At 34.1% G+C, this 23,996-nt stretch carries 21 protein-coding genes; 11 read left to right on the plus strand and 10 right to left on the minus strand.

What is annotated here, in order from left to right:
• Window positions 1-291: 291 nt before the first annotated feature.
• From BM238_RS14605 to BM238_RS00125, 7 genes are all read right to left on the minus strand, one after another.
• Window positions 292-429, minus strand: coding sequence for a hypothetical protein (locus BM238_RS14605; RefSeq protein ID WP_317040654.1), 138 nt, complete (start codon window positions 427-429; stop codon window positions 292-294).
• Between the two features lie 85 nt (window positions 430-514).
• Window positions 515-865 (minus strand): transposase, encoded by a 351-nt coding sequence (locus BM238_RS14610; RefSeq protein WP_317040655.1) that lies wholly within the window; start codon window positions 863-865, stop codon window positions 515-517.
• 264 nt (window positions 866-1,129) lie between these two features.
• Entirely contained in the window at window positions 1,130-1,813 is a 684-nt protein-coding gene (locus tag BM238_RS00105) for a hypothetical protein (protein WP_090078163.1), read from the minus strand.
• Between the two features lie 37 nt (window positions 1,814-1,850).
• A complete protein-coding gene (locus BM238_RS00110) occupies window positions 1,851-4,271 on the minus strand; it encodes a hypothetical protein (protein WP_090078164.1) in 2,421 nt (806 codons plus the stop codon).
• The gene (locus tag BM238_RS00115) at window positions 4,252-4,452 is read right to left on the minus strand and encodes a hypothetical protein (RefSeq protein ID WP_090078165.1); all 201 of its coding nucleotides are present in this window, start codon (window positions 4,450-4,452) and stop codon (window positions 4,252-4,254) included. Before BM238_RS00115 ends, BM238_RS00110 begins: the two co-directional genes overlap by 20 nt.
• Before the next feature lie 209 nt (window positions 4,453-4,661).
• Entirely contained in the window at window positions 4,662-6,785 is a 2,124-nt protein-coding gene (locus BM238_RS00120; protein WP_090078166.1) for a Tex family protein, read from the minus strand.
• Window positions 6,786-7,181: 396 nt separating this feature from the next.
• Window positions 7,182-7,568 (minus strand): hypothetical protein, encoded by a 387-nt coding sequence (locus BM238_RS00125; protein ID WP_090078167.1) that lies wholly within the window; start codon window positions 7,566-7,568, stop codon window positions 7,182-7,184.
• Between the two features lie 339 nt (window positions 7,569-7,907).
• Between BM238_RS00125 and typA the strand changes: the two genes are divergently transcribed.
• Complete coding sequence (gene typA, locus BM238_RS00130) at window positions 7,908-9,713, plus strand: translational GTPase TypA (protein ID WP_090078168.1); 1,806 nt, start codon at window positions 7,908-7,910, stop codon at window positions 9,711-9,713.
• A gap of 455 nt (window positions 9,714-10,168) precedes the next feature.
• On the opposite strand, the gene BM238_RS00135 is transcribed toward typA, so the two are convergent.
• On the minus strand, window positions 10,169-10,657 hold the full coding sequence (locus BM238_RS00135; RefSeq protein WP_090078169.1) for a DUF4920 domain-containing protein: 489 nt from the start codon (window positions 10,655-10,657) through the stop codon (window positions 10,169-10,171).
• 116 nt (window positions 10,658-10,773) lie between these two features.
• On the opposite strand from BM238_RS00135, the gene BM238_RS00140 reads away from it, so the two are divergent.
• Window positions 10,774-12,171 carry an APC family permease gene (locus BM238_RS00140; protein ID WP_090078170.1) on the plus strand — a complete coding sequence of 466 codons (1,398 nt, stop codon included), beginning with the start codon at window positions 10,774-10,776 and terminating at the stop codon, window positions 12,169-12,171.
• Between the two features lie 260 nt (window positions 12,172-12,431).
• On the opposite strand, the gene porX is transcribed toward BM238_RS00140, so the two are convergent.
• Complete coding sequence (porX, locus tag BM238_RS00145) at window positions 12,432-13,976, minus strand: T9SS response regulator signal transducer PorX (RefSeq protein WP_090078171.1); 1,545 nt, start codon at window positions 13,974-13,976, stop codon at window positions 12,432-12,434.
• Window positions 13,977-14,172: 196 nt separating this feature from the next.
• On the opposite strand from porX, the gene BM238_RS00150 reads away from it, so the two are divergent.
• The 9 genes from BM238_RS00150 to BM238_RS00190 all read left to right on the plus strand — a co-directional run bounded on the left by BM238_RS00150 (window position 14,173) and on the right by BM238_RS00190 (window position 23,388).
• Entirely contained in the window at window positions 14,173-15,387 is a 1,215-nt protein-coding gene (locus tag BM238_RS00150; RefSeq protein ID WP_090078172.1) for an HD domain-containing protein, read from the plus strand.
• A gap of 57 nt (window positions 15,388-15,444) precedes the next feature.
• Complete coding sequence (gene lpxD, locus BM238_RS00155; RefSeq protein WP_090078173.1) at window positions 15,445-16,476, plus strand: UDP-3-O-(3-hydroxymyristoyl)glucosamine N-acyltransferase; 1,032 nt, start codon at window positions 15,445-15,447, stop codon at window positions 16,474-16,476.
• Window positions 16,469-17,866, plus strand: a complete 1,398-nt coding sequence (locus BM238_RS00160; protein WP_090078174.1) for a bifunctional UDP-3-O-[3-hydroxymyristoyl] N-acetylglucosamine deacetylase/3-hydroxyacyl-ACP dehydratase — start codon at window positions 16,469-16,471, stop codon at window positions 17,864-17,866. The genes lpxD and BM238_RS00160 overlap by 8 nt, the downstream gene beginning before the upstream one ends.
• 6 nt (window positions 17,867-17,872) lie before the next feature.
• On the plus strand, window positions 17,873-18,661 hold the full coding sequence (gene lpxA / locus BM238_RS00165) for an acyl-ACP--UDP-N-acetylglucosamine O-acyltransferase (protein ID WP_090078175.1): 789 nt from the start codon (window positions 17,873-17,875) through the stop codon (window positions 18,659-18,661).
• A gap of 62 nt (window positions 18,662-18,723) precedes the next feature.
• Window positions 18,724-19,287, plus strand: coding sequence for an elongation factor P (gene efp / locus BM238_RS00170; protein WP_090078176.1), 564 nt, complete (start codon window positions 18,724-18,726; stop codon window positions 19,285-19,287).
• 183 nt (window positions 19,288-19,470) lie between these two features.
• Window positions 19,471-20,376 carry a UDP-3-O-(3-hydroxymyristoyl)glucosamine N-acyltransferase gene (locus BM238_RS00175; protein ID WP_090078177.1) on the plus strand — a complete coding sequence of 302 codons (906 nt, stop codon included), beginning with the start codon at window positions 19,471-19,473 and terminating at the stop codon, window positions 20,374-20,376.
• Window positions 20,377-20,463: 87 nt separating this feature from the next.
• Window positions 20,464-21,336 (plus strand): succinate--CoA ligase subunit alpha, encoded by an 873-nt coding sequence (sucD, locus tag BM238_RS00180; RefSeq protein ID WP_090078178.1) that lies wholly within the window; start codon window positions 20,464-20,466, stop codon window positions 21,334-21,336.
• Window positions 21,337-21,353: 17 nt separating this feature from the next.
• The gene (locus BM238_RS00185) at window positions 21,354-22,016 is read left to right on the plus strand and encodes a porin family protein (protein ID WP_090078179.1); all 663 of its coding nucleotides are present in this window, start codon (window positions 21,354-21,356) and stop codon (window positions 22,014-22,016) included.
• A gap of 103 nt (window positions 22,017-22,119) precedes the next feature.
• Window positions 22,120-23,388, plus strand: coding sequence for a UDP-N-acetylmuramoyl-tripeptide--D-alanyl-D-alanine ligase (locus BM238_RS00190; protein WP_090078180.1), 1,269 nt, complete (start codon window positions 22,120-22,122; stop codon window positions 23,386-23,388).
• Here BM238_RS00190 and BM238_RS00195 read toward each other — a convergent pair.
• The gene (locus tag BM238_RS00195; RefSeq protein WP_090078181.1) at window positions 23,374-23,985 is read right to left on the minus strand and encodes an NUDIX hydrolase; all 612 of its coding nucleotides are present in this window, start codon (window positions 23,983-23,985) and stop codon (window positions 23,374-23,376) included. The two genes, BM238_RS00190 and BM238_RS00195, sit on opposite strands and share 15 nt — an antisense overlap.
• Window positions 23,986-23,996: the final 11 nt, after the last annotated feature.

Below are 23,996 nucleotides of genomic sequence, written 5' to 3' on the forward strand. Positions count from 1 at the left end.
TGTTAACAATAGCGTATGAAACCAATTTGAAGTATAGGCGATAGATCTTTTAAAAGGCATTTTTTTTCAATTGTTTTTTCTGTCCACAGAGCAGCACTTTTTTAGTTGGCTTTTTTCTGATTCCAAAAATACTAAATATAAAAGAATTTTTTCGCTGTGTTTATTTTTTGTCTATTCCAATTGTTTATTTATTGCATTCGCTGGCGCGAGCGTCACGCTCTTGTCTTCCAATTTATCTACTAACATCAATCTTTAAAATTTCGCCGCTGCCGCACGAATCCTTTCGTGTGGTCATAGTAAAAAATCAAAAAAATCAAACACCATGATACCATCTAATAATCCTTTCTCTCCTGCATAATCCCTTGCACTGCTGTAAACATAATCTTCTGCTTTATAAACCAAACCGCTTTCCACAGGATTTTGATGCACGTAATCTATCTTTTGTTTTATGACTTTGTTGCTCCAAAGTTCTATAGGCTTATTGTCGTGACGCCAAAATTGGTGTCCGTTAACATTAGAACTTTTTCCTGCTTCTTTTTTGAAAAACTCTAAATAAAAATTCTTTTCTGCTTTCTCTGGGATTTTCTGTAATGGCCTTAACTAAACTCTTACTGGTAAATCTTTTTAAATCTCCAATCAGTAGTTCTGGTTTTTGCCCTTTTACACTTCTAAAAACCAAATGAATGTGACTTGTCATTATGCACCAGGCGTGGATTTCTAAACCTTTTTCTTTCTGGCAAAATACCACACTTTCTAAAAACAAATCTTTGTATTCATTTCGTGTAAAAACATCCAGCCAGCCAACAACAGCAAAACTTATAAAATATAAACCTTCAGGATTTAAAAATTTGTAATTTCTGCTCATCTGCAACTTTCAAGTAATAAAGATAGACGAAAATTCCAAACTAAAATTTGGTTGCTAATTTATGATGACCACACGATGCAATCGTGCGGCAGCGAAGGAATTAAAAATTTGACTGGTTATTTATTGTGACCACACTATGCAATCGTGCGGCAGCGGGGCAGCGAAGGAATTAAAAATTTGACTGGTTATTTATTGTGACCACACGATGCAATCGTGCGGCAGCGGGGGAAGGTTTTTAATAATATTTAAACTGTTGATTCATTGCTAGAGTTCCTTTTCATGAAGAAAACCATTTTCATGATTTTCTATCCTTAAATCAAATTCATGTTTAGTTTTAATGCCGTTCATTTTCTGACTATTAAGTTGTGGCTTGAATTCGTCAATCATTCTTGATTCGATATCTTCAAGAATTTCTAAACCTAATTTTTTTTCTTTAATAAACTCTAAAGGTAGATAGTAATCGTTTGTTGTGTACAGAATTATATTACATAATATTATAGTTTTTTCGTAACCGTCAAATTTTGGATCTAATAGTTTTATAGCAGTATTGTGCCCCCCTCTGAATCTTGAAATGTTAGAGGAACTTTTTCCAATGTACACGATTTCTCGATTTTCATCTTTCTTTATGCATATTATATAAATTGGATAGGATATATTGGGTGCGTCACCCAAAGCTTCTCTTATATTATATATATCTTCGTGGTCAAGACTAGTACTCTCGTATCGATGCGCTATTTTTATAGCTTTATAATAATAAGTTCTATTTTTATCGAACGAATCTGCGAAACCTAATATTTTCTCATCGTTAATTTTGTGCAATGGTATTTCGTCAACTACGTTAATCCAAAAACCAGTACAATAGTCGGGCTCGCTTTTTATGAGATCATCATAATGCGGAATCATTTCATGTCCATTTAGCCAAGCATCTAAGTATGAAAATTTTTTCATATATATTCTTTAAAGTATAATTCTGAGTGCAATTAATTTAATTAAATTTCTCATCTAATTTTAGATTTAGATTTCCACAATTACATCTTACATATTCCGTGTTACTAATACTTTCATAATGGCAATATGATTTGCAGTCTGGACAATACATTTCAGCTTCAATCTCAAGCCATTTTTTAAATATTGATTCAATTTCTTGCGAAGTAAATTGTGAAGATTCATCTTTCCAGTGAGCGCAATAATTCCGAAAGATTGTTCCTTGTTCAAATTCCCCAAACAATATTGAAATTTTATGTTGCTTATTTGGAGATTTTAACTTGTCTTTAATTCTCTTTACTAACGGTTCATAAAATTCAGAAAGTGTATATGTGTTTTCTAATTTATACCGCATTGGTGTTTGTAAATTTTCATTTATAATTCCAAAAACCATTTCAAGATATCTACCTAATTTTTGACCAGCTCCAATGGGATCATCGTCAATAATTAGCTTTTCTATTTCTTCAGTGTAGTTATTTGAAAAATTACATCTAGGACCAGTTGTATAATCCCAACTGGAAAATTTATACCTATTCCATTGAGGAAAATGTCTTTGCATTGTATCAAAAAACACTTGGTCGTGAGTAAGCATTAAGATTTGAAAATCACCGAATTTAGCCGCTAATAATTGAGCAACTTTTGGTCTTTTAAAAGCATCAAAACTATTTACAACATCATCTAAAATCATAAACTTGAAGTTTGAATTAAAGTGCTTTACAGCCGCTAGAAAAATTGAAAGTCCAAAGCTGTTAATTTGACTTTCACTCATAAATTTATATGCTGGTGTAATTTTTTCATTTACAAAATCAATTTCTAACTCTACAGCTTTATCTTTTCCAACTACTAATTTTATTTCAGGATTTTTCAAAAATTGGTTTGTTCCTTCTAGAAAATTATAGCATTCTATTAAATCAGTTTGTATTTGTGTGAAAGTATGTTGAATTTGAGCTTGAATAAACTCTGTTAATTTCGAAAACAAAATACCAAGTTTGTCGCAGATGTCCGATAAATAATTAATCTTTTTTTCATTTCTTAAGTAGCTTGTGTAAGCTACTTTCAATTGAATTAAGTTACTAAAATCTATTGCTAATTTTGTGGTTTTTTCATCTTCGGAGAATGACTTAATTAAATCTAATACAAATTGTTTATAAGTTATTTCCATATCACTTATATTATCAATTTTTGAGACTTCATCTAATATGCTTAAATCAAGTGAAGTTACATCTTTTAACTGCGTTTTTAATATTGCAAGGATTTTAGGTATTTCTATTTCTAATTTATCGATATCCTCATAAAACAAAGCAAAACTTTCTTTTACTCTCGGACTTTTTTCTGATTGTATGATTGCTACTTTATGATTTAATTGTTCAAATTTTTTTATAAGCGCATCTCTTTTTAAAATGTAATCTTGCCTCTTATTATTTAATTCTTCTAATGCCTTATGTTTTAAAGCAATATGCTCTTCTAAATTTCCTTCAAATAATTTATCACAGATTGGGCAAGTTGATTTGTCTTCAAGATGTAAAAGAGTTTCCTTTGCCGTTGTATATAAGTCTATTAGAATTAGTTTGGTAATGTTTGTTTCGTCTTTTTTTAAATCATTGAAAACATTTTCTAAATCTTGCAAATCTTGTTTAACTTTAGAAATAGGGTAGAATTGATTTAAACGTAATAAAAATGAATTCCATTCATTTAATGCAGTCGCTATCGGATTTGCCTTTACAATTTCAGAAAGAGCTTTCTCGACTTTATAAATGTGTTTGTATTCAGTAATTTCTTCAATATGATATTTTTTTGCAATGTCATTAATAAACAAAATTACTTTTAATTCATCTATTTCTTGTATTTCAGTAATTGAGGAAATAGCTTTTTTATTTTCTTCAATTTGTACTTTATATTGAGGTAATTGAGTTGAAATCCTTGTGAAACTTGCTTGAATATCTGATTGATTTTTTGTGAATTTTTCTAAACCAAAAAATTTAGCAATGTATTTATATTTTTCACCTTTAGTTTTAAATACAAATTCTTGTAAGTCAGAATATCTCAAAAAATTTGGATATACAGTATAATTCTTAAATTCTGCATATTCTCCTGAATTAATTGGAGAAGTTACTCTTGTTTTATTATATTGAGCTCTTACGGAATTTATAGTTGTATGTGAAAAGTCAACATTTACATATACATTATCTCCATTACTTAATTTGTGAGGATAATCCTTTTCAGAAACACCTTCTTTAGTTAAAAATTCAATTTTGGAATTTATTAACCATTCCCAAGAATCTACTATGGAACTTTTTCCAGTTCCGTTTCTACCGTAAATTAGAGCAGATGTTGAATTATTTCCCTTAACAAAATCAAGTATTACTGGAGATTTTATCCCGCGAAAATTTTCAACTGTAATTTTATTGATTTTCAGCATCATTTTCTGGTTTTAATAATTCATTTATTTCAGTATCGATTTTTTGCAAACCAATGGCAACTTTTCTTTCAAACTCTAATCCATTGAATCCAGAATCTGAAAAATAAGGTTCCAATTTAATTATGAATGTTTCAAGATTTGTATTTTCAATTTTTGTTTGTTCTAGCCAAGTTTTAAATTCCATAGTTGAATTATTATTAATTTAATAAAATGTTTTCTGTAAGTTACAATAACCCTCAATTCTAGCCCCGATAGAAATGGATATCCTTTTTTGTTCGACAAAAAAGATAGGAATGATAGCGGGAACCATCTTCAAAAAAAGCGAAAACCGTCTTGCTCCTAAAAAATTAAAAGGCTGTTCTGATTTCTAAAATTTCACTTCTAATTTCCGCCTCACAAAACCAGCGTCAACTGAATTCTTTTGCGGTCTTCATCTACTTCCAGCACTTTTACGGTGACGTGCTGCTGCAGTTTTACAACTTCATTCGCGTCGGACACGAAACCTTCTTTTAACTGGGAAATGTGCACCAGACCGCTTTCCTTAATGCCCAGATCTACAAAGCAGCCAAAAGCCGTGATATTATTCACGATCCCGGGAACCGTCATGCCCACTTTCAGGTTTTTTATGGATTTCAAAGTCGGGTCAAATTCAAATACTTTTGCCGATTTCCGCGGGTCTAAACCGGGTTTTTCAAGTTCCTTCAAAATGTCTTTGATGCCTAAAATACCGATGGTTTCTGAGACGTAATTTTCAGGATCGATGGTTTTAATTTTTTCTTTGTCGCCAATGAGGGCTTCAGATTTTAGTTTCAGATCTTTTGCCATCTTATCTACTAAAGCGTAAGTTTCGGGATGAACGGCAGAATTATCGAGCGGGTTTTTGGCGTTGTGAATGCGTAAAAAAGCGGAAGATTGCTGAAAGGCTTTTTCACCGAGACGCGGGACTTTTTTCAGGTCTTTTCTACTTTGGAAAGCGCCGTTTTCTGTGCGGTAGGTCACGATGTTTTCTGCCATTTTTTCGCCAATGCCGGAAACATAACTGAGCAGCGATTTACTCGCGGTGTTGAGGTTGATGCCGACGGAATTGACGCAGCGCATCACCACAGAATCGAGCTCGTTTTTGAGTTTGGTTTGATTCACATCGTGTTGGTATTGCCCGACGCCGATGGACTTGGCGTCAATTTTCACCAGTTCCGCCAAAGGATCAGACAGTCTTCTGCCGATGGAAACCGCGCCACGAACGGTGACGTCATAATTGCCAAATTCTTCCCGCGCAATTTTACTCGCAGAATAAATGGACGCGCCCGCCTCGGAAACCACGAAGACTTCCAGATCTCTTTCAAAGCGGATCTTTTTAATGAAAAACTCGGTTTCCCGGCCCGCCGTTCCGTTTCCGATCGAGATCGCTTCAATATTATAAGCGCTGATCAGGGATTTTATTTTCTTTACCGCCATTGCCGTTTCATTTTGGGGCGGATGCGGAAAGATGGTTTCGTTGTGCAAAAGATCGCCTTTTTCATCCAGACAAACGACTTTGCAACCGGTTCTAAATCCGGGATCAATGGCTAAAATTCTTTTTTCGCCCAAAGGTGGCGCGAGTAATAACTGGCTTAAATTTTCGGCAAAAACCTGAATGGACTTTTCATCGGCTTTGGCTTTTGCGTCGGTTAAAACTTCGGTGGATAGGGAAGGTTCGAGCAATCTTTTGTAAGAATCTTCGATGGCTGAATAAATGTGTTCGGCACTTTCGGAATTGTTTTTAACCAAAGTTTTGTCCATGAAATTTAAGGCTTCATTTTTCTCAACTTCAATTTTTACGTGGACAAATCCTTCTGTTTCGGCGCGTAAAATCGCCAGCAATCGGTGCGAAGGAATTTTATCTAAACTTTCCTGCCAGTTGAAATACTGTTTGAATTTTTGCGCCGGTTCCTCTTCGGCTTTTGTCTTGATGACTTTTGATGTAATTAAAGCCGTTTTTTGAAATAAGCGTCGCAGGTTTTTCCGGACATAAATATTTTCATTGATCCATTCTGCCATGATGTCACGCGCGCCCTGGAATGCGTCTTCTTCGGTTTTTACGTTTTCATTTAAATATTTTGAAGCCAGCGACAATAAACCGTTTGCGTTTTGCGCCATAATGATTCTCGCCAAAGGTTCTAAACCATTTTCCCGTGAAGTATCGGCTTTTGTTTTGCGCTTTTTCTTGTAAGGCAAATAGAAATCTTCCAGTTCCTGAAGGTCGAAACTTTGTTCAATTTTTTTTTTTAAATCTGAAGTTAAAGCATTTTGTTCTTCAATGGATTTTAAAATACTTTCTTTCCGCTTTTCAATTTCTGAAAACGCTTTGTTGAGTTTATAAATATCCTCGATCTGCACTTCATCCAGATTTCCGGTTCTGTCTTTTCTGTATCGTGCTATAAAGGGAATGGTACAGTCTTCGGCGAAGAGTTTTAAAGTGGATTCAATATTATTGGCGAGAATGTTTAATTTTTGCTGGATGAAGTTGAGGTTGCTCATAGTTTTGGCTTGAATGACAAAAGTAAGGTTTAGAATTACGAAATGCAATTACGAATTTTAAACGCAGAGAACACAGAAGTTTTTTTAGTATTGCTAATGTTTTAAGTTTCGCAGAGTCATTTCATTCAGCAGAGAACTATAAGGATTTTTACCACAAAGTCACAAAGATTATTATTGTTGTAAGCACAAAAGGACACAGAGGGAAAATCTGCAGATTTTCTTGCGCCTTGTTTTAAGTGTAAATTTAAAGGATTGCGACTTTGCGTTGGTCTTTAATTATTTTGTATGTTGGAAATTCTCCACCCTTTACAAAAAGGGAAAATCTAAAGATTTTCTTGCGCCTTTTATTGAGACAAAAATTATTAGATTTAAGAATGGAATTTAGGTAAAAAAATTCTATTTAGTTACAGTGAAATTGATAATATTCGGAACTGTGTGGCTATTTACAATACTCTTATTTACATCCTTACAATTAGGCGAAACTGAAGAATAACCTTGAGGAACACCACAACAAACTTTATATTCATATCCGTCATCTTTAACAATGTAACTGTAATTACCGTTTTTGTCTGTAGTTAATGAGTCAAATGCTTTATAAATTGCTGGAAAATAAGTTATCGATTTTCCCCTTGTTATCAATATTTTGACATCGGAAATACTAACACTATTTTGTTTTGCGACATTTCCCGAAACATTAACGTCTAAATTTTGCTTTTCTTCAGTTCTGCATGAGGTACAAAAAATAAATATTGACGCAAAAATAAATATTATATAATTTTTCATCTTTTAAAATTTAGTTAGTCAAAGATACTTTAAAATATTGTATAAAATCTTGGATTAAATCAAGATTTATTTATTTTGAACTTTGAATTTTCTCTCCCAAGCGAAACGGCTCTGCGAAACTTATATATGAATAATAAAAAATAAATCTCCGCAAACTCTGCGTTCAAAAATTTATTTAAGTAAAATCACTTAAAACTTTCTGATAATCTTATTGTTAAACTGCTACATTGATAAACTGTTACATTTTCCCAATTTTAATATTAATAATGATTTACATTAAAAATTACATTAACCATAATTCAAAAAAAATGATTACTTTTGCACACGTAAAAAACAGGTATGCAAAATATTAGAAATATCGCGATTATCGCACACGTTGACCACGGTAAAACAACTTTGGTTGATAAAATTATCCACGCAACAAGTGTCTTCCGAGAAGATCAGGAAAAAGGCGAACTTATAATGGACAACAACGATCTTGAAAGAGAGCGTGGAATTACCATTTTGTCTAAAAATATTTCTGTGATGTACCACGGAACTAAAATTAACGTAATTGATACGCCAGGTCACGCCGATTTCGGTGGGGAAGTAGAGCGTGTATTGAAAATGGCAGATGGTGTACTTTTATTAGTAGATGCTTTTGAAGGACCAATGCCACAGACAAGATTCGTGCTTTCTAAAGCATTAGAATTAGGTTTAAGACCAGTTGTAGTAATCAATAAAGTGGATAAACCAAACTGTCGTCCGGAAGAAGTTCACGATCAGGTTTTTGACCTTTTCTTTAACCTGGATGCAACAGAAGAGCAGTTGGATTTCCCAACTTTCTACGGTTCATCTAAAAATGGCTGGTTTAATACTTCATTAGAAGAAACTAATAATATTTTTCCTTTATTAGACGGTATTTTGGAACACGTTCCAGCGCCGGAAGCAAAAGAAGGTCCATTAAGAATGCAGATTGTATCTCTTGATTTCTCCTCATTTTTAGGTAGAATTGCAATTGGTAAAATTATCCAGGGAACTGTAAAAGAATCACAACAAATTGGTTTGGCGCAGGAAGATGGTAAAATAGTTAGAGGAAAAGTAAAAGAACTTTACGTTTTTGAAGGTCTTGGTAAAAAGAAAGTTCAGGAAGTAAAAGCAGGTGATATCTGTGCGATCGTTGGTTTTGATAAATTCCAGATAGGTGATTCATTCGTAGATCTTGAAAATCCAGATCCATTGCCAAGAACGGCAATTGATGAGCCTACTTTGAACATGACATTCTCTATTAATAATTCACCTTTCTTTGGAAAAGATGGAAAATTTGTGACATCAAATCACTTGAAAGATCGTTTATTCCGTGAGTTAGAGAAAAATTTAGCCTTAAGAGTTGAGCCAACACAAGATGCGAATACATTTTTAGTATTTGGTCGTGGTATTCTTCACTTATCAGTTTTAATTGAAACGATGAGAAGAGAAGGTTACGAAATGACGATAGGTCAACCACAGGTTATTATAAAAGAAATTGATGGCGTAAAATGTGAGCCTTACGAAAGTATGGTAGTTGACGTTCCTGCAGAATTTGCTTCTAAAGTGATCGATCTTGCAACGCAAAGAAAAGGTGATCTTTTGATCATGGAAACTAAAGGCGAAATGCAGCATTTAGAATTTGAAATTCCTTCCAGAGGTTTGATCGGATTGCGTTCTAACATGTTGACTGCAACGGCTGGTGAAGCAATTATGGCACACAGATTTTTAGAGTACAAACCTTTCAAAGGTGCTATTCCGGGAAGAAGTAATGGTGTTTTAGTAAGTAAAGCGCAAGGTCCTGCAACAGAATATTCTATCGCGAAATTACAGGATAGAGGTGTGTTTTATGTAGATCCGGGTGAGCAGATTTATGGTGGTATGATCATCGGTGAGCAAAACAAACCGGGCGATTTGGTTATCAATATCGTTGAAGCAAAACAATTGAATAACATCCGTGCAGCCGGTAAAGATAAAGACGGAAGCATCGCACCAAAAACATTGTTCTCTTTAGAAGAATGTATGGAATATATTCAGGAAGATGAGGCGATCGAAGTAACGCCAAACTTTATCAGAATGCGTAAAAAAGTCTTAAACGAAGACGAAAGAAAGAGAAATGACAGAATGGCGAAATCGTAATTCTCATTAAATATAAAATCCGCTTTAATTAATTTTAGAGCGGATTTTTTTTGTCTTTTATTTAAAAATCTTCAGAATTAGGAGCAGAATATTTTCGCGTTTTCCGAAGCCTCTTCCCGCTGTCCGCTGTATCTTTTTTGCTTTCGAAATGTTGTTTTAAAAAGAAAATTTAAGTCAAGCAAAAAAGGATGCCGCTTCCATCAGGGCTAAAATTGAAGATTTGTTTTTTGTTTCAACTTTTAAAATTGAGAGAAATATAATTTAAATAAAGATTGTTTGTCATTCAGAGCGGAACAAAGTGCAGCGTGGAATCTTAAAATAAGTATTACTTACAATTTTATATCAATAAAAAATCCGATGCAAATTGCACCGGATTATAAGTTTTTATTAATTTGACAACTAACAACTGACAACTGACAACTGACAACTGACAACTGACAACTGACAACTGACAACTATTCCACAACTTTAATTCCGCTCGCCATAAAATTCACTTCCTGTTTTGGTTTCGTGATCATGGCAATTTCTTCCTTAGATTTTTTCGCATCTTCTGCGTAGTGTTGAAGTTCTTTTACAGACGTCATTTTCATCTCTGCATTTCCGGTCAAAACAACATTTTTCCCGCGTAATGCCAAAGGAACTAAGAACGCGTGATCTTTTGTTTTAACAAAAAATCTATTTTTACTGTCCGTTTTTATGGTGAGCCAGCAACCTTCCATTTCGCAAACCTGTTCCACTCTTCCTTTAATGGCGACATTTTCAAGTTTGTTGTTTTTTTGTAATCTTTCTTCCAATTCTGTCGCACTCACAGCAGTTTTCAAAGCTGAATCAGAAACTTCACTTCCGTAGATTTCACCTAACGAAGCATTTCCTGCAGGTGGACCGGATTGCGCGAAAATCATTGTTCCTAAAACAAGGCTTAAAGTCAATATTATTTTTTTCATTTTTTTTGATTTCTGTAAAAATATAAATTAAATTTTAATTTTCATCAAACCTTTTTAAGATCCTTTAACGATTTAGTCGAAAAAAATTTATATTTACGGCTTCAAAACTAAAACTAATGAACAGAAAACTGAAACTTTGGGACGCCGTAATGCTCGTAATGGGCTCGATGATCGGCTCGGGAATATTTATCGTCAGCGCAGATATGATGCGAAATCTCGGTTCAGGATTTTGGCTCATCGTCGTTTGGATAATTACAGGAATAATGACCATCGCCGCCGCAATCAGTTATGGCGAACTTTCCGCCTTGTTTCCAAAGGCTGGCGGACAATACACTTACATCACAAAAATTTTCGGGAAAATGACAGGTTTCCTTTATGGTTGGGGACTTTTTACCGTGATACAAACCGGGACAATTGCTGCAGTTGCAATGGCTTTCAGTAAGTTTACGGCGTATTTAATTCCAAGTTTAAATGAAGCCGCACCCATATTTCAACAAGGCACTTTTCAAATCACCTGGATACAAATTCTTTCAATAGGAATTATTTTGTTGCTCACTTTCATCAATACAAAAGGAATGAAAAATGGCAAAATTGTTCAGGATATTTTCACGGCTTCAAAAGTAATTGCACTTCTAGGAATTATCGTTTTAGGCTTTATTTTGGTTAAAAATTCACATTGGGCAGAAAATATGAGTTTTGGAACGCAGGCTTTTCAAAATCTTAAAAATACAAGTTGGCAACCTATTTCTGGCGTGACATTATTGGGTGGAATTGCCGCCGCAATGGTCGGTTCCGTCTTTTCCAGTGTTGCGTGGGAAAATGTAACTTTCATGTCCGGCGAAATAGAAAATCCCAAGAAAAACGTCGTAAAATCAATGGTTTTAGGAACTTCCGTCGTGATGGTTTTATATCTTTTGATCAATTTGGTTTACCTCAATGTTTTAGACAGAAACGGAATTGCGTTTGCCACAAATGACAGAACTGCAGTTGCCGCTTCCCAACAAATTTTCGGAAGTGTTGGAACTGTAATTATTGCGATTTTAGTAATGATCTCAACCTTTGGCTGCATCAACGGATTGGTTTTCGCAGGATCAAGAGTTTTTCAAACTATGGCGAAAGACGGTTTGTTTTTCAAAGCCGCAATAGAAAATAACAAAAATGACGTGCCGGAAAAATCACTTTGGATGCAGGGCGGTTGGGCGTGCGTTTTGGCTCTCAGCGGACAATACGGCGATCTTTTAGATATGATTTCCTTCGTAATCGTCCTTTTTTACATGATCACCGTGTTCGGTGTAATTTACCTCAGATTTAAAAGTCCGGATTTAGAAAGACCTTACAAAACCTGGCTTTACCCAATTACGCCGTTGCTTTATTTAATCATCGGGACTACTTTTTGCGTCTTGTTAATTTTCTACAAACCGCAATATACGTGGCCAGGATTTATTTTGATTTTAATTGGCGTTCCGGTTTATCTCTCTATCAACCGTAATCAGCAAAGTAAGAACGAGCCTTAGGCGCGTACAATTTTTAAAATAAGGAGCCAGAAGATTATAGATTTTTTCGAAAATTGTAGCCGTTTTCCGCTCTATCTTTTTTGCTTTGAAAGATTTGTTTTTAAAAAGAAAATTTATTTTAAGCAAAAAAGGATGCCGCTTCACCCGGGGCTAAAAGTCCAGTAAGTTTTTCGTCCGAAGATTTCAATATTAAACAAAAAAAACGGGAAAAATCCAAAGATTTTTCCCGCCAGGGCCCAAATACAATAAACTATGAAAAACTATTTGGGTTCAAATGTGCATATCGGAATAATACATTCTTCTAATGAAATTCCACCGTGTTGGTAAGTTTCTTTGTAATAATTTACAAAATGATTATAATTTTTCGGGTAAGCCAAAAAGAAATTATTCTTTGCAAAAATATATTTTGAACTAAGATTTCCTTTCGGTAAAAATAATTTTTCAGGATTATTTACCGCCCAAACATCACTTTTTTCATAAGTTAAACTTCTTCCGGTTTTGTAACGGATATTTGTGGAAGTTTCTCTGTCGCCAACAACCTTACTCGGTTTTTTTACATAAATAGTTCCGTGATCTGTTGTCAAAACTAACTTAAAGCCATTTTCCGCCGCTAATTTTATAACCTTTATAATGGAAGAATTTTCAAACCAGTTTAAAGTAAGCGAACGAAAAGTTTTATCGTCTCTGATCAATTGGTTTACAATATTATTATCCGTTTTTGCGTGTGACAAAATATCGATGAAATTATAAACTATTACGATCAGATCATTACTTTTATGCTGATTAAATTCGTCCAGCACTTTTTTCTCGAAATCAGAATTTAGTATTTTTAAATATTTAATGCTTTTTGCGGAAAGGCCCAAACGTTTCATTTGGTCTTCGAGGAAATCACGTTCAAACTCATTTTTATTACCATCTTCATTGTCATTGAACCATTTATCTGGAAATCTCTTTTCAATTTCTGAAGGCAAAAGTCCTGCAAAAAAGGAATTTCTTGCATATTGAGTTGCCGTTGGTAAAATACTGTAATAGTAATCTTCCGAAGTTTTATTGTAAAATTTAGTGAATAATGGTTCGATCATTTTCCATTGATCGTATCGCAAATTATCAACCATCAAAAGCAAAGTTTTGTCTTTTTCAACAATTGGTTTCACTTTTTCTTTAAAAAGCGTGTGACTCATCAACGGTTTTTCGTTGCTGTTTAGCCAGTCTTCATAATTATTTTCAATAAATTTTGAGAACTGAATGTTGGCTTCCTCTTTTTGACTTTGTAAAAGATCAGCGAAATCATTATCAAAAACTTTGTCAAATTTTATTTCCCAAGCCAGGATCTTTTTATAATATTCTGCCCATTCTGCGGCAGTTTTTAGATAAGAAAGTTCCATACTTAAATTCCGGAATTCCTGTTGGTATTCAGAAATTGTATGTTGCTCAACTAAAGTTTCACTCTGCAGATTTTTCTTTAAAGACAATAAAACCTGATTCGGATTAATTGGTTTTAGCAGATAATCTGAAATTTGAGAACCGATTGCCTGTTCCATTATGTTTTCTTCTTCATTTTTCGTAACCATCACGATTTTTAAAGAAGAATCAATGTTTTTTAAAAGTGGAATAGCTTCAAGACCAGAAATTCCCGGCATGTTTTCATCAAGCAAAACAAGTTGAAATTTTTCACTAGCTAAAATTTCCAGTGCTTCATTTACGTTGTTGATCGGTTTTACCTCGTATCCTTTGTTTTCAAGAAAAACAATATGTGGTTTTAAAAGGTCCACTTCATCATCAATCCATAATATTTTTCCCGACATTTTATTTTATTTAAATATTTCTTGCTCAAAAGTACAATGATTGTTTGGTTTTAAATTGCCAATAAACGCTATTTTAAAGTTAAATAATCGTTAATTATTAAGGCTTTAATAAGTAAATATTATTTAGAAATCGGACAAAATATTATCGCTTTGGTTTTATAAGTTTTAAATTTGTAGCATCTTAAAAAATGCCTTAATGACCAATAAATTAAAAATCATTAACGATCCTGTTCACGGATTTATCAAAATTCCTTACGAAATTTTATTTGATGCGATCGAGCATCCAATTTTTCAACGTTTACGACGGATTTCACAAACCGGATTATTAAATTTAATTTTTCCCGGCGCAACGCATACAAGATTTCACCATGCTTTAGGTGCGATGCATTTAATGTTTACAGCACTCGAAAATTTAAAATTAAAATGTATTGAAATTTCAAAAGAAGAAGAAAAATCGGCGCTTTTAGCAATTTTACTTCATGACATCGGTCACGGTCCATTTTCACACGCTTTAGAAAATATTTTAATTGAAGACTGGCACCATGAAAAACTGTCCTTATTATTAATGGAACAATTAAATGTGGAATTTGATGGTGAATTATCGATGGCAATCGAAATGTTTAAGGGAAAATATCATCGTAAGTTTTTTAATCAGTTGGTTTCTTCTCAAATTGATGTTGACAGACTTGATTATTTAAAAAGAGACAGTTTTTTTTCCGGTGTTTCGGAAGGAAATGTAAATGCACAAAGGATCATTTCAATGATGAATGTCTCGAATGACGAATTGGTGATAGACGTAAAAGGTATTTATTCCATAGAAAATTATCTCACCGCGAGAATGTTCATGTATTGGCAGGTTTATTTTCACAAAACAGCATCTTTGGCTGAGCATTTTTTAGTTAAAATTTTACAACGGGCAAAATTTTTATGCGCAGAAGGAATTGATCTTCCAGCCTCTGATAATTTGAAATATTTTTTAAACAGAAGTCAGCACTCAAAAGCTAATGCTGAAGATATTGAGCGTTTCACAGAACTTGATGATTATGACGTGCTTCTCAGTATAAAAAAGTGGACGAAAAATTCAGATTTTCTATTGTCTTATTATTGTAAGGCCATTATTAACAGAGATTTTCCTAAAAGTATTATTTCATCAAAACCTTTTACCAAAGAATTTATTGAAGATAAAATTGAAAAAATTAATCTGCAATTTAATATTGAAAACGGGAAAGAACTTGTCGGCGAAATAAAAAGAACATTGCTTCCGTATGATGCAGAAAATCAACCTATTTTTTTACTTCAAAAAAACGGCGAAAAAGTAAAACTGGAAGATTCTGAAAATCAAATTTTATCTGCGTTCATAATGGGCGAAAACACGAAATATATCCTTTATTTTCCACGGGATATAGCATAAATATTTCCATATTATAAACTATTTCTGTAAAAGAGTTTTTTATTATCTTTGCAACATATGGAATTCACAGCAGCGCAAATTGCCGGCATTATTGCCGGAAAAATTATAGGAAATAAAGATGCCGTTATAAATGGCGTATCACCTATAGAGAGCGGCTTAGAAGGCCATTTATCTTTTGTTGGACAGGAGCGGTTTACTCAATATCTGCAAAATTCTCAATGTTCTGTTTTAATAGTTTCAGAAAAATTACTTGAAGATAAAAGTTATAATCCAACCATAATTGCTGTGGAAGATGCTTACCTTTCCTTTCAGGTTTTAATGAACATGTATCAGGAAATGCAGTCTAAGCGTTCCGGTATTGAAGATGGTTCAAAAATCCATGAAACTGTGGAACTTGGTGATGATGCTTATGTTGGATCACACGCCTACATTTCTGAAAAATCTAAAATTGGTGCATCAACACAAATATATCCGCAAGTTTACATCGGTAAAAATGTAAAAATTGGCAAAAACTGCAAAATTTACAGTGGTGCGAGAATTTATGATTTTTGCGTGATCGGTGATAATTGCGTGATTCATTCAAACACCGTTGTCGGTTCGGACGGATTTGGTTTTCAGCCTACAAAAAATGGTTTTGAAAAAATTCCTCAGCTTGGAAATGTCATTATAGAAAATAATGTTGAAATAGGTTCTAACTGTAGTATTGACCGTGGTACTATTGGCTCAACAATTATTGGCGAAGGAACAAAAATCGATAATTTGATTCAAATTGCACACAATGTGAAAATCGGGAAACATAATGTGATTGCTGCACAAACAGGAATTGCAGGTTCAAGCGTTGTAGGTGACTGGAATATGATCGGTGGACAGGTTGGAATTGTAGGTCATATTAAAATTGGTAACAACGTTCAAATTCAGGCGCAAAGCGGAATTATTAAAAATACAAAAGATGGCGAAATCTTGTACGGTTCACCATCGATGAATGCCAGTGATTTTCGAAGAAACTACGTTCACTTCAGAAATTTCGCTGACATTGTACAAAGGCTAAATAAATTAGAAAAAAACTCAAACGATAAAACTAATGAGTGATAAGCAAAAAACTATTAATGAAGCAGTTAGTCTTTCAGGAATAGGTTTACACACAGGAAAAGAAGTTAATGTAACTTTAAAACCAGCGAAGGAAAACACCGGTTTTGTCTTCGTCCGGACAGATTTGGAAGGTCATCCACAGGTGGAAGCTGATATTAATTTTGTAACGACAACTGACCGCGGCACAACTTTAGAAAAATTAGGTGTGAAAATCCACACTTGCGAGCACATTTTGGCAGCATTAGTTGGAATGGACGTTGACAATTGTTATATTGAGATGAATAATGCAGAACCACCGATCATGGATGGTTCTTCTAAATATTTTGTAGAAGCCATTGAAAAAGTCGGCACTCTTGAACAAAATATTAATCGTGAATATTTGATAGTAAAGGAAGTTTTAAGTTATGTTGATAATGAAACAGGTTCTGAAATAACGATCATTCCTTCGGACAACTATGAAATAACGACGATGGTTGATTTTGGAACTAAAGTTTTAGGAACACAAAATGCAACTATAAAAGATATTTCAGAATTTAAGGATGAAGTAGCGAACGCCAGAACTTTCAGTTTCCTTCATGAGCTTGAAATGCTTTTGGACAATGGTTTAATAAAAGGTGGTGATATCAGTAACGCAATTGTTTATGTAGATAAAGAATTAACGCCGGAAACTACAGAAAAATTAAAAAAAGCTTTTGGTAAAGAAAATATTTCAATAAGACCAAACGGCATTTTAGATAATTTAACATTGAATCATCCTAACGAAGCAGCAAGACATAAAATGTTGGATGTAATTGGTGATTTAGCTTTAGTTGGTGTTAAAATTAAGGGAAAAGTAATTGCAAATAAACCTGGTCATCAGGTAAATACACAATTTGCAAAAAAATTAAATAGACAGTGGAAACTTCAAAAAAAGAAAAATGTTCCAGATTTTGACCTAACAAAACCACCGGTTTTTGATATTGTGGATATCATGCGGATGTTGCCGCACCGAGCGCCTTTTCTTTTAATTGATAAAATTTTGGAGATTTCTGACAGTCATGTGGTTGGTTTAAAAAATGTATCTGTAAATGAACCTTTTTTTCAAGGTCATTTTCCAAAAGAACCTGTTATGCCGGGCGTTTTGCAGGTTGAAGCAATGGCACAAGCTGCTGGAATTTTAGTTTTGGCAAGTGTTCCGGATCCGGAAAATTATTCTACTTATTTTATTAAAATAGATAAAGTGAAATTTAAGAAAAAAGTAGTTCCTGGCGATACTATGATTTTTAAGATTGAACTTTTAGAACCTATAAGACGAGGCATTGTTCACATGCAAGGCTACGGTTATGTAGGAGATAGTGTTGTAGTAGAAGCCGAACTTATGGCACAGGTTGCTAAAATGAAACAAGATTAAAAGCTTATGATTCACCAGTTATCCGTTGTTGATAAAAGAGCAAAAATTGGAAAAAATGTCATCATAGAAGCATTTACGAGTGTCGCCGCAGATGTTGAAATTGGCGAGGGAACCTGGATCGGTTCTAATGTAACTATTTATGAAGGCGCCAGAATAGGAAATAATTGTAAAATTTTCCCCGGCACTGTAATTTCTGCCGTTCCTCAGGATTTAAAATTTGATGGCGAAGTTACTCAGGTAATCATCGGAAATGGAACTACTTTGCGAGAATGTGTAACAGTAAATCGTGGAACAAAAGCATTAGGTTTTACAAAAATTGGGGAAAATTGTTTAATAATGGCAACTTCTCACATTGCGCACGATTGTCTAATTGGTGATAATGTAATAATTGCAAACGGCTGTGGCATCGCAGGTCATGTAGAAATTGGTGATTATTCGATTATGGGCGGACTTTCTGCCATTCAGCAGTTTGGGAAAATCGGCAAACACGCCATGATTTCCGGCGGATCACTTATCAGAAAAGACATTCCACCTTACGTAAAAGTTGGTAGAGTTCCCATCACTTATGCAGGAATAAATTCCGTAGGTTTAAGAAGAAGAGGTTACAGCAATGAAAAGATCTTCGAAATTCAGAAAATTTACCGCGCGATCTTTCAAATGGGATTAAATGTTTCACAAGCAGTAAGTTACATTGAAAAAGAAATGCTGCCGACCGCAGAAAGAGATGAAATTCTCACCTTTATTCAAAATTCGCCACGCGGTATTGTAAAAGGTTATGGAACCAGTAAAGAATAAATTTATATTTTAAATAAAACAAAATCAAACGATTTTAACAAAAAATAAACCAAGAAAAGTAAATGGCAACAAGCGGCGATATTAAGAAAGGACTTTGCATTGAATTTAACAATGATATCTTTAAAGTAATAGAATTTATGCACGTAAAACCTGGTAAAGGTCCTGCATTCGTGCGTACAAAATTGAAAAGTGTAACCAATGGAAAAGTATTGGATAACACTTTCTCTGCAGGTAATAAAATAGATGAAGTAAAAGTAATTACCCGAAAATTTCAGTATTTATACGATGATGAAAATGGATTTCATTTTATGAATAATGATGATTTTTCCCAACTTTACATCGACAAAGAAATGATTGAAAATTCGCAGTTCATGAAACCTGGCGAGGAAGTTACCATCATTTTAAAAGAAGCAGATGAATCTCCACTTTCTGCAGAAATTCCGCCAACAGTCTATTTAGAAGTGACCGAAGCAGATCCTGGCGTGAAAGGAAATACCGCAACAAACGCTTTAAAACGTGCAACTTTGGAAACTGGCGCAATTGTAAATGTGCCTTTATTTATTGAAGCTGGAGACAAAATAAAAGTAAATACAGAAGACGGAAGTTATTTGGAAAGGGTTAAATAAGTTTTTTATGGCAGACATTTCCGCCTTCCGTTCCCGCTATTTTGCTCAGAAGATTTTCTACAAATATGAAAAGCTTTTAAGCAAAATGAGCTTCACTCAAGTCGGGCTGCAATTTTGGTATAAAAAGAACAGTTATCGTAAGTTTAAACTACAACCCGTAAACTAAAAACTACAAGCTAAAAAATGACTTTTCAACACCCACAAACATTAAAATCTATCGCCGATTTAATTCAGGCAGAATTTATTGGTGATGAAAATTTTGCCATTAATGGAACTAATGAAATTCACCGCGTGAAAGCCGGTGAAATTGTTTTCGTTAATCATCCAAAATATTACGATAAAGCTTTAAATTCTGAAGCGACCATTATTTTAATTGATAAAAAAGTAGAAGCGCCTGAAGGAAAAGTACTTTTAATTTCAGACGATCCTTTCCGGGATTTTAATTTGATCAATTCACATTTTACGAAAATAAATCCTTTCATCACAGAACTTCACAATGTGGAGGTCGGTGATAATTCAAATATTCATCATTCCGTAATTATCGGTAATGACGTAAAAATCGGAAATAATTGCACCATTTTTCCAAATGTTGTTATCGGTGACAGAACTCAGATTGGTGATAATTGCATCATTCAATCTAACACCGTTTTGGGCGGCGACGCTTTTTATTATAGAAAATTAAACGGTGAATATGATAGAATGATTTCTGTTGGAAATGTTATCTTAGAAGACAACGTAGAAATCGGAAATAACTGCTGCATTGATCGCGGTGTTACAGATTCAACGATTATTAAAAGAGGTTCAAAACTTGACAATTTAATTCAGATTGGTCACGACACAGTTTTAGGAAACAGAACCTTAATTGCTTCCGGCGCTTTGATCGCGGGTTGTTGCATTATTGAAGATGATGTCACAATTTGGGGACAAGTTGCTATGGCTTCCGGCAAAAGGGTGGGCAAGGGCGCCGTAATTTTAGGCAAAACCGGTGTCAACAAAGATCTGGAAGGCGGTAAAACCTATTTCGGACAATTGGCTGAAGAATTTCGGGATTATTTAAGAAAAGAAATTAAGATCAAAAATTTAAAATAAAAAATGACTATTAATCAAGTTTCATTTAATATTAATTAAATTTGTGAAAATTAAGGATAAATTAAAAAAATATATAAAAAACAAAAAATGTCAATATTAGTAAACAAAGATTCTAAAGTAATTGTACAAGGTTTTACAGGTAATGAAGGAACATTCCACGCTGGCCAAATGATAGAATATGGAACCGACGTTGTTGGGGGCGTAACACCGGGAAAAGGTGGTTCTGAACATTTAGGAAAACCTGTATTCAATACTGTTGCAGAAGCTGTTGAAAAAGCAAAAGCAAACGTAAGTATCATTTTTGTACCGCCGCCATTTGCTGCTGACGCTATCATGGAAGCTGCTGATGCAGGTATTAAAGTGATCGTTTGTATTACTGAAGGAATTCCTGTGGAAGATATGGTAAAAGTAAAACATTATATTTCTGATAGAGATTGCCGTTTGATCGGACCAAACTGTCCGGGAATTATTACTTCTGATGAAGCAAAAATCGGAATTATGCCAGGTTTTGTTTTCAAAAAAGGAAAAGTCGGTATCGTTTCAAAATCAGGAACTTTAACTTACGAAGCTGCAGATCAGGTTGTGAAAGCCGGTTTCGGTGTTTCTACAGCCATCGGAATTGGTGGAGATCCAATTATCGGGACTACGACCAAAGAAGCTTTAGAAATGTTCATTAATGATCCGGAAACTGAAGCGGTTGTTATGATCGGCGAAATTGGTGGAAATCTGGAAGCAGAAGCTGCAAAATATTACGCTGCGAGTGGTTCTAAAAAACCTGTCGTAGGATTTATCGCGGGACAAACTGCACCGAAAGGAAGAACAATGGGTCACGCCGGCGCTATCGTAGGTGGGGAAGATGATACAGCACAGGCAAAAATGGAAATTATGAGAAAGAACGGCATTCACGTTGTTGATTCGCCAGCTGATATCGGCAAAACAGTTGCGAAAGTTTTAGCTTAAAATAAACACACACAGATATGAAAAAATTAATTTTATCCACAGCTTTGTTCAGCGCCGTTTTTTTATCCGCACAGATAGATTTGCGCAGCACACGTTTCGGAATTACAGCCGGGCCGAATTATTCCCGTGTACAAAATGCGCATAACCCTTCCGGGCCAAGGTATTCGTTTTATGCAGGCGTTTTAGCATTAATTCCGATCGATAACAACAGCCAGTTTTATCTTCAGCCAGAATTGCTTTATTTGGGCGCGGGTGAAACCGGGAAAGATAAAGATGCTAAAAATAAACCGGGATATAATGCAAAGTATTCGAGTAATTATATCAGTGTGCCAATTAATTTTAAAGCTTATTTTTCTGAAGCTGAAAGCGAATTTTTTGCTTTCGCTGGACCAAGATTTGATTTTTTAGTGAGTCAGACAGTTACTGATACAAACCGACCGGAATCTTACAGTATCGAAAATTTTGGAAAGGCTGCAACCTTCAATTTTAATATTGGTGCAGGTGTAGGTTATAGTTTCAAAAGACAGCTGGAGTTATCTTTGAAGTATGATGCAGGTTTATCGAACGCTTATCCGGATTTGAAAAATTCTCCGTCAGAGATTAAAACAAATGATCCTGACGTTGCTAAGAAAAAATCGCAGCAAACGATCAGTGTTGGTTTAAGTTATATTTTTCAATAAAGATTTTAGCCAAAATATTAAATTTAAAACTTAAGTAATTTATTTTACTTAAGTTTTTTTTATTTTTAGCCCAAGTTCAAACTAGATTTTTTATTTTTGGAAAATGGATGTGAAAGATTTTTATTCTGTTTTAAAAAAGGCAAACAAAGTTTGTATTAACAGCAAAGATGTATCGGAAAATGATGTTTTTTTTGCTTTTTCAGGTGAAAGTTTTAACGGCGCGTCAAAAGCTTTAGAAGCAATTGAAAAAGGAGCTTTGGCTGTAATCGTGGAAGATCAGTCATTTGAAAATTCCGATAAAAATATTCTCTTCGTTGAATCAACGTTAAAGTTCTTGCAGGAATTGGCTCTTTATCACCGTTCACAATTAAAAATTCCGGTTATTGGTCTTACAGGAAGTAATGGAAAAACGACAACGAAAGAATTAATTCACGCTGTTTTATCTAAAAAATTTAAAGTTCAGTATACTTCCGGGAATTTGAATAACCACATTGGCGTTCCTTTAACATTGCTTTCAGTAAAAGATTTTCACGAAATTGCGGTCATCGAAATGGGCGCAAATCATCAAAAAGAAATTGAATTCCTCTGTACTTTGGCGCAACCAAATATTGGCTATGTCACAAATTTTGGTAAAGCACATTTAGAAGGTTTTGGTGGAGTAGAAGGTGTTATTAAAGGTAAATCTGAATTATATGATTATTTGATTTCTAATGATCAGAAAATTTTAATTAATGAAAATGATCCGATTCAGGTTGAAAAAACTAAAAATTATCAGGAAAAAATAACTTTTGGAAAAGACGAAAGTAAATTTAATTTCGATTTGATCAGAAAAAATACTTTCGTTGGTTTTAAGTATAAAAATGAAGAAATAATGTCGCGTTTGACGGGCGATTATAATTTTACCAATCTTTGCGCTGCTGCAAGTTTAGGACTAGAATTTGGCATTTCTGCTGAGCAAATAAAAGAAGCAGTTGAAAATTATGAGCCAACCAATATGCGTAGTCAGATCATGCATCGAAATGGAAAAATTTTAGTTTTGGATACGTACAACGCAAATCCGAGTTCTATGGTAGAATCTTTGAAAAATTTTAGTCAGTTTGAAGGTTCGAAGACAGTGATAATAGGCGATATGCTCGAGTTGGGAGATGAAAGTGAAAAAGAACATTTAGAAATTTTAAACTTTGCAGAAGGTTTGAACTTTGATCAGATAATATATGTTGGCCCAAATTTTATGAAAATTAGACCTGAAAAAAGTTATTTAACGACGCATGATTTAACTGAACAAATCAGAAATAATCCGGTCGAAACTAAAAATATTTTATTAAAAGCATCCCGTGGAATTGCTTTAGAAAAGATTTTAGAGGTTCTCTGATTTTGCCGCTTCTTCCAGAATTAATTTGATATTCTGAAAAGTTTTTGGCAAAACATCATTTTTTATCATATCGTTGTTTTTCCAGGAAACTTCTTTGATTCCTTCTTCAATTTGTGGAATCGGGGTTTCATTTCCTTCATAAAGCATTTTAAACCAATTTGTTTTTTTTAAAATTTTTTTGCCGTCTCTTTCCGTATAAATGTGATAAGTTTCGTTGATAAAATGTCCTAAAATAAGATGTTTTAAGCCGGTTTCTTCTTCAACTTCCCGCACTGCATTTTCTTCAATAGTTTCTCCTTTTTCAAGTTTTCCTTTCGGCAGATCCCATTTCCCTAGTCTATGAATAAACAAAATTTCCTTTTTCTGATTATAGACCACGCCGCCCGAAGCCTCGATCTGTTTAAATAATGATTTAAAACTATTCCAAATTTCCCCTAAATTTTCACCATAAATATTAATAGCGTCTGATGCCGTGTTTTCCAGAAAATCGACTGCCATTTCAAGGCTATGCGCACCATCAAACTTTATGTGCTTTACGTCTAATTCCGGTAATTGTGTTAGACTTAATTTTTTTTCATTCACAAAAACTTTATACATTTGCAGGGCTT

The sequence above is a fragment of the Halpernia frigidisoli genome (assembly GCF_900113805.1).
In the GTDB taxonomy this organism is placed as follows: Bacteria; Bacteroidota; Bacteroidia; order Flavobacteriales; family Weeksellaceae; genus Halpernia; species Halpernia frigidisoli.

Excerpts from the sequence above, each read along its gene's own strand:
- BM238_RS00140 (WP_090078170.1), top strand. The coding sequence starts at position 10,774 with ATGAACAGAAAACTGAAACTTTGGGACGCCGTAATGCTCGTAATGGGC.
- lpxA (WP_090078175.1), top strand. The coding sequence starts at position 17,873 with ATGATTCACCAGTTATCCGTTGTTGATAAAAGAGCAAAAATTGGAAAA.
- BM238_RS00195 (WP_090078181.1), bottom strand. The coding sequence starts at position 23,985 with ATGTATAAAGTTTTTGTGAATGAAAAAAAATTAAGTCTAACACAATTA.
- BM238_RS00190 (WP_090078180.1), top strand. The coding sequence starts at position 22,120 with ATGGATGTGAAAGATTTTTATTCTGTTTTAAAAAAGGCAAACAAAGTT.
- BM238_RS14610 (WP_317040655.1), bottom strand. The coding sequence starts at position 865 with ATGAGCAGAAATTACAAATTTTTAAATCCTGAAGGTTTATATTTTATA.
- sucD (WP_090078178.1), top strand. The coding sequence starts at position 20,464 with ATGTCAATATTAGTAAACAAAGATTCTAAAGTAATTGTACAAGGTTTT.
- lpxD (WP_090078173.1), top strand. The coding sequence starts at position 15,445 with ATGGAATTCACAGCAGCGCAAATTGCCGGCATTATTGCCGGAAAAATT.
- BM238_RS00135 (WP_090078169.1), bottom strand. The coding sequence starts at position 10,657 with ATGAAAAAAATAATATTGACTTTAAGCCTTGTTTTAGGAACAATGATT.
- BM238_RS00105 (WP_090078163.1), bottom strand. The coding sequence starts at position 1,813 with ATGAAAAAATTTTCATACTTAGATGCTTGGCTAAATGGACATGAAATG.
- typA (WP_090078168.1), top strand. The coding sequence starts at position 7,908 with ATGCAAAATATTAGAAATATCGCGATTATCGCACACGTTGACCACGGT.
- BM238_RS00110 (WP_090078164.1), bottom strand. The coding sequence starts at position 4,271 with ATGATGCTGAAAATCAATAAAATTACAGTTGAAAATTTTCGCGGGATA.
- BM238_RS00160 (WP_090078174.1), top strand. The coding sequence starts at position 16,469 with ATGAGTGATAAGCAAAAAACTATTAATGAAGCAGTTAGTCTTTCAGGA.
- BM238_RS00120 (WP_090078166.1), bottom strand. The coding sequence starts at position 6,785 with ATGAGCAACCTCAACTTCATCCAGCAAAAATTAAACATTCTCGCCAAT.
- BM238_RS00150 (WP_090078172.1), top strand. The coding sequence starts at position 14,173 with ATGACCAATAAATTAAAAATCATTAACGATCCTGTTCACGGATTTATC.
- BM238_RS00175 (WP_090078177.1), top strand. The coding sequence starts at position 19,471 with ATGACTTTTCAACACCCACAAACATTAAAATCTATCGCCGATTTAATT.
- BM238_RS00125 (WP_090078167.1), bottom strand. The coding sequence starts at position 7,568 with ATGAAAAATTATATAATATTTATTTTTGCGTCAATATTTATTTTTTGT.
- porX (WP_090078171.1), bottom strand. The coding sequence starts at position 13,976 with ATGTCGGGAAAAATATTATGGATTGATGATGAAGTGGACCTTTTAAAA.
- efp (WP_090078176.1), top strand. The coding sequence starts at position 18,724 with ATGGCAACAAGCGGCGATATTAAGAAAGGACTTTGCATTGAATTTAAC.
- BM238_RS00115 (WP_090078165.1), bottom strand. The coding sequence starts at position 4,452 with ATGGAATTTAAAACTTGGCTAGAACAAACAAAAATTGAAAATACAAAT.
- BM238_RS00185 (WP_090078179.1), top strand. The coding sequence starts at position 21,354 with ATGAAAAAATTAATTTTATCCACAGCTTTGTTCAGCGCCGTTTTTTTA.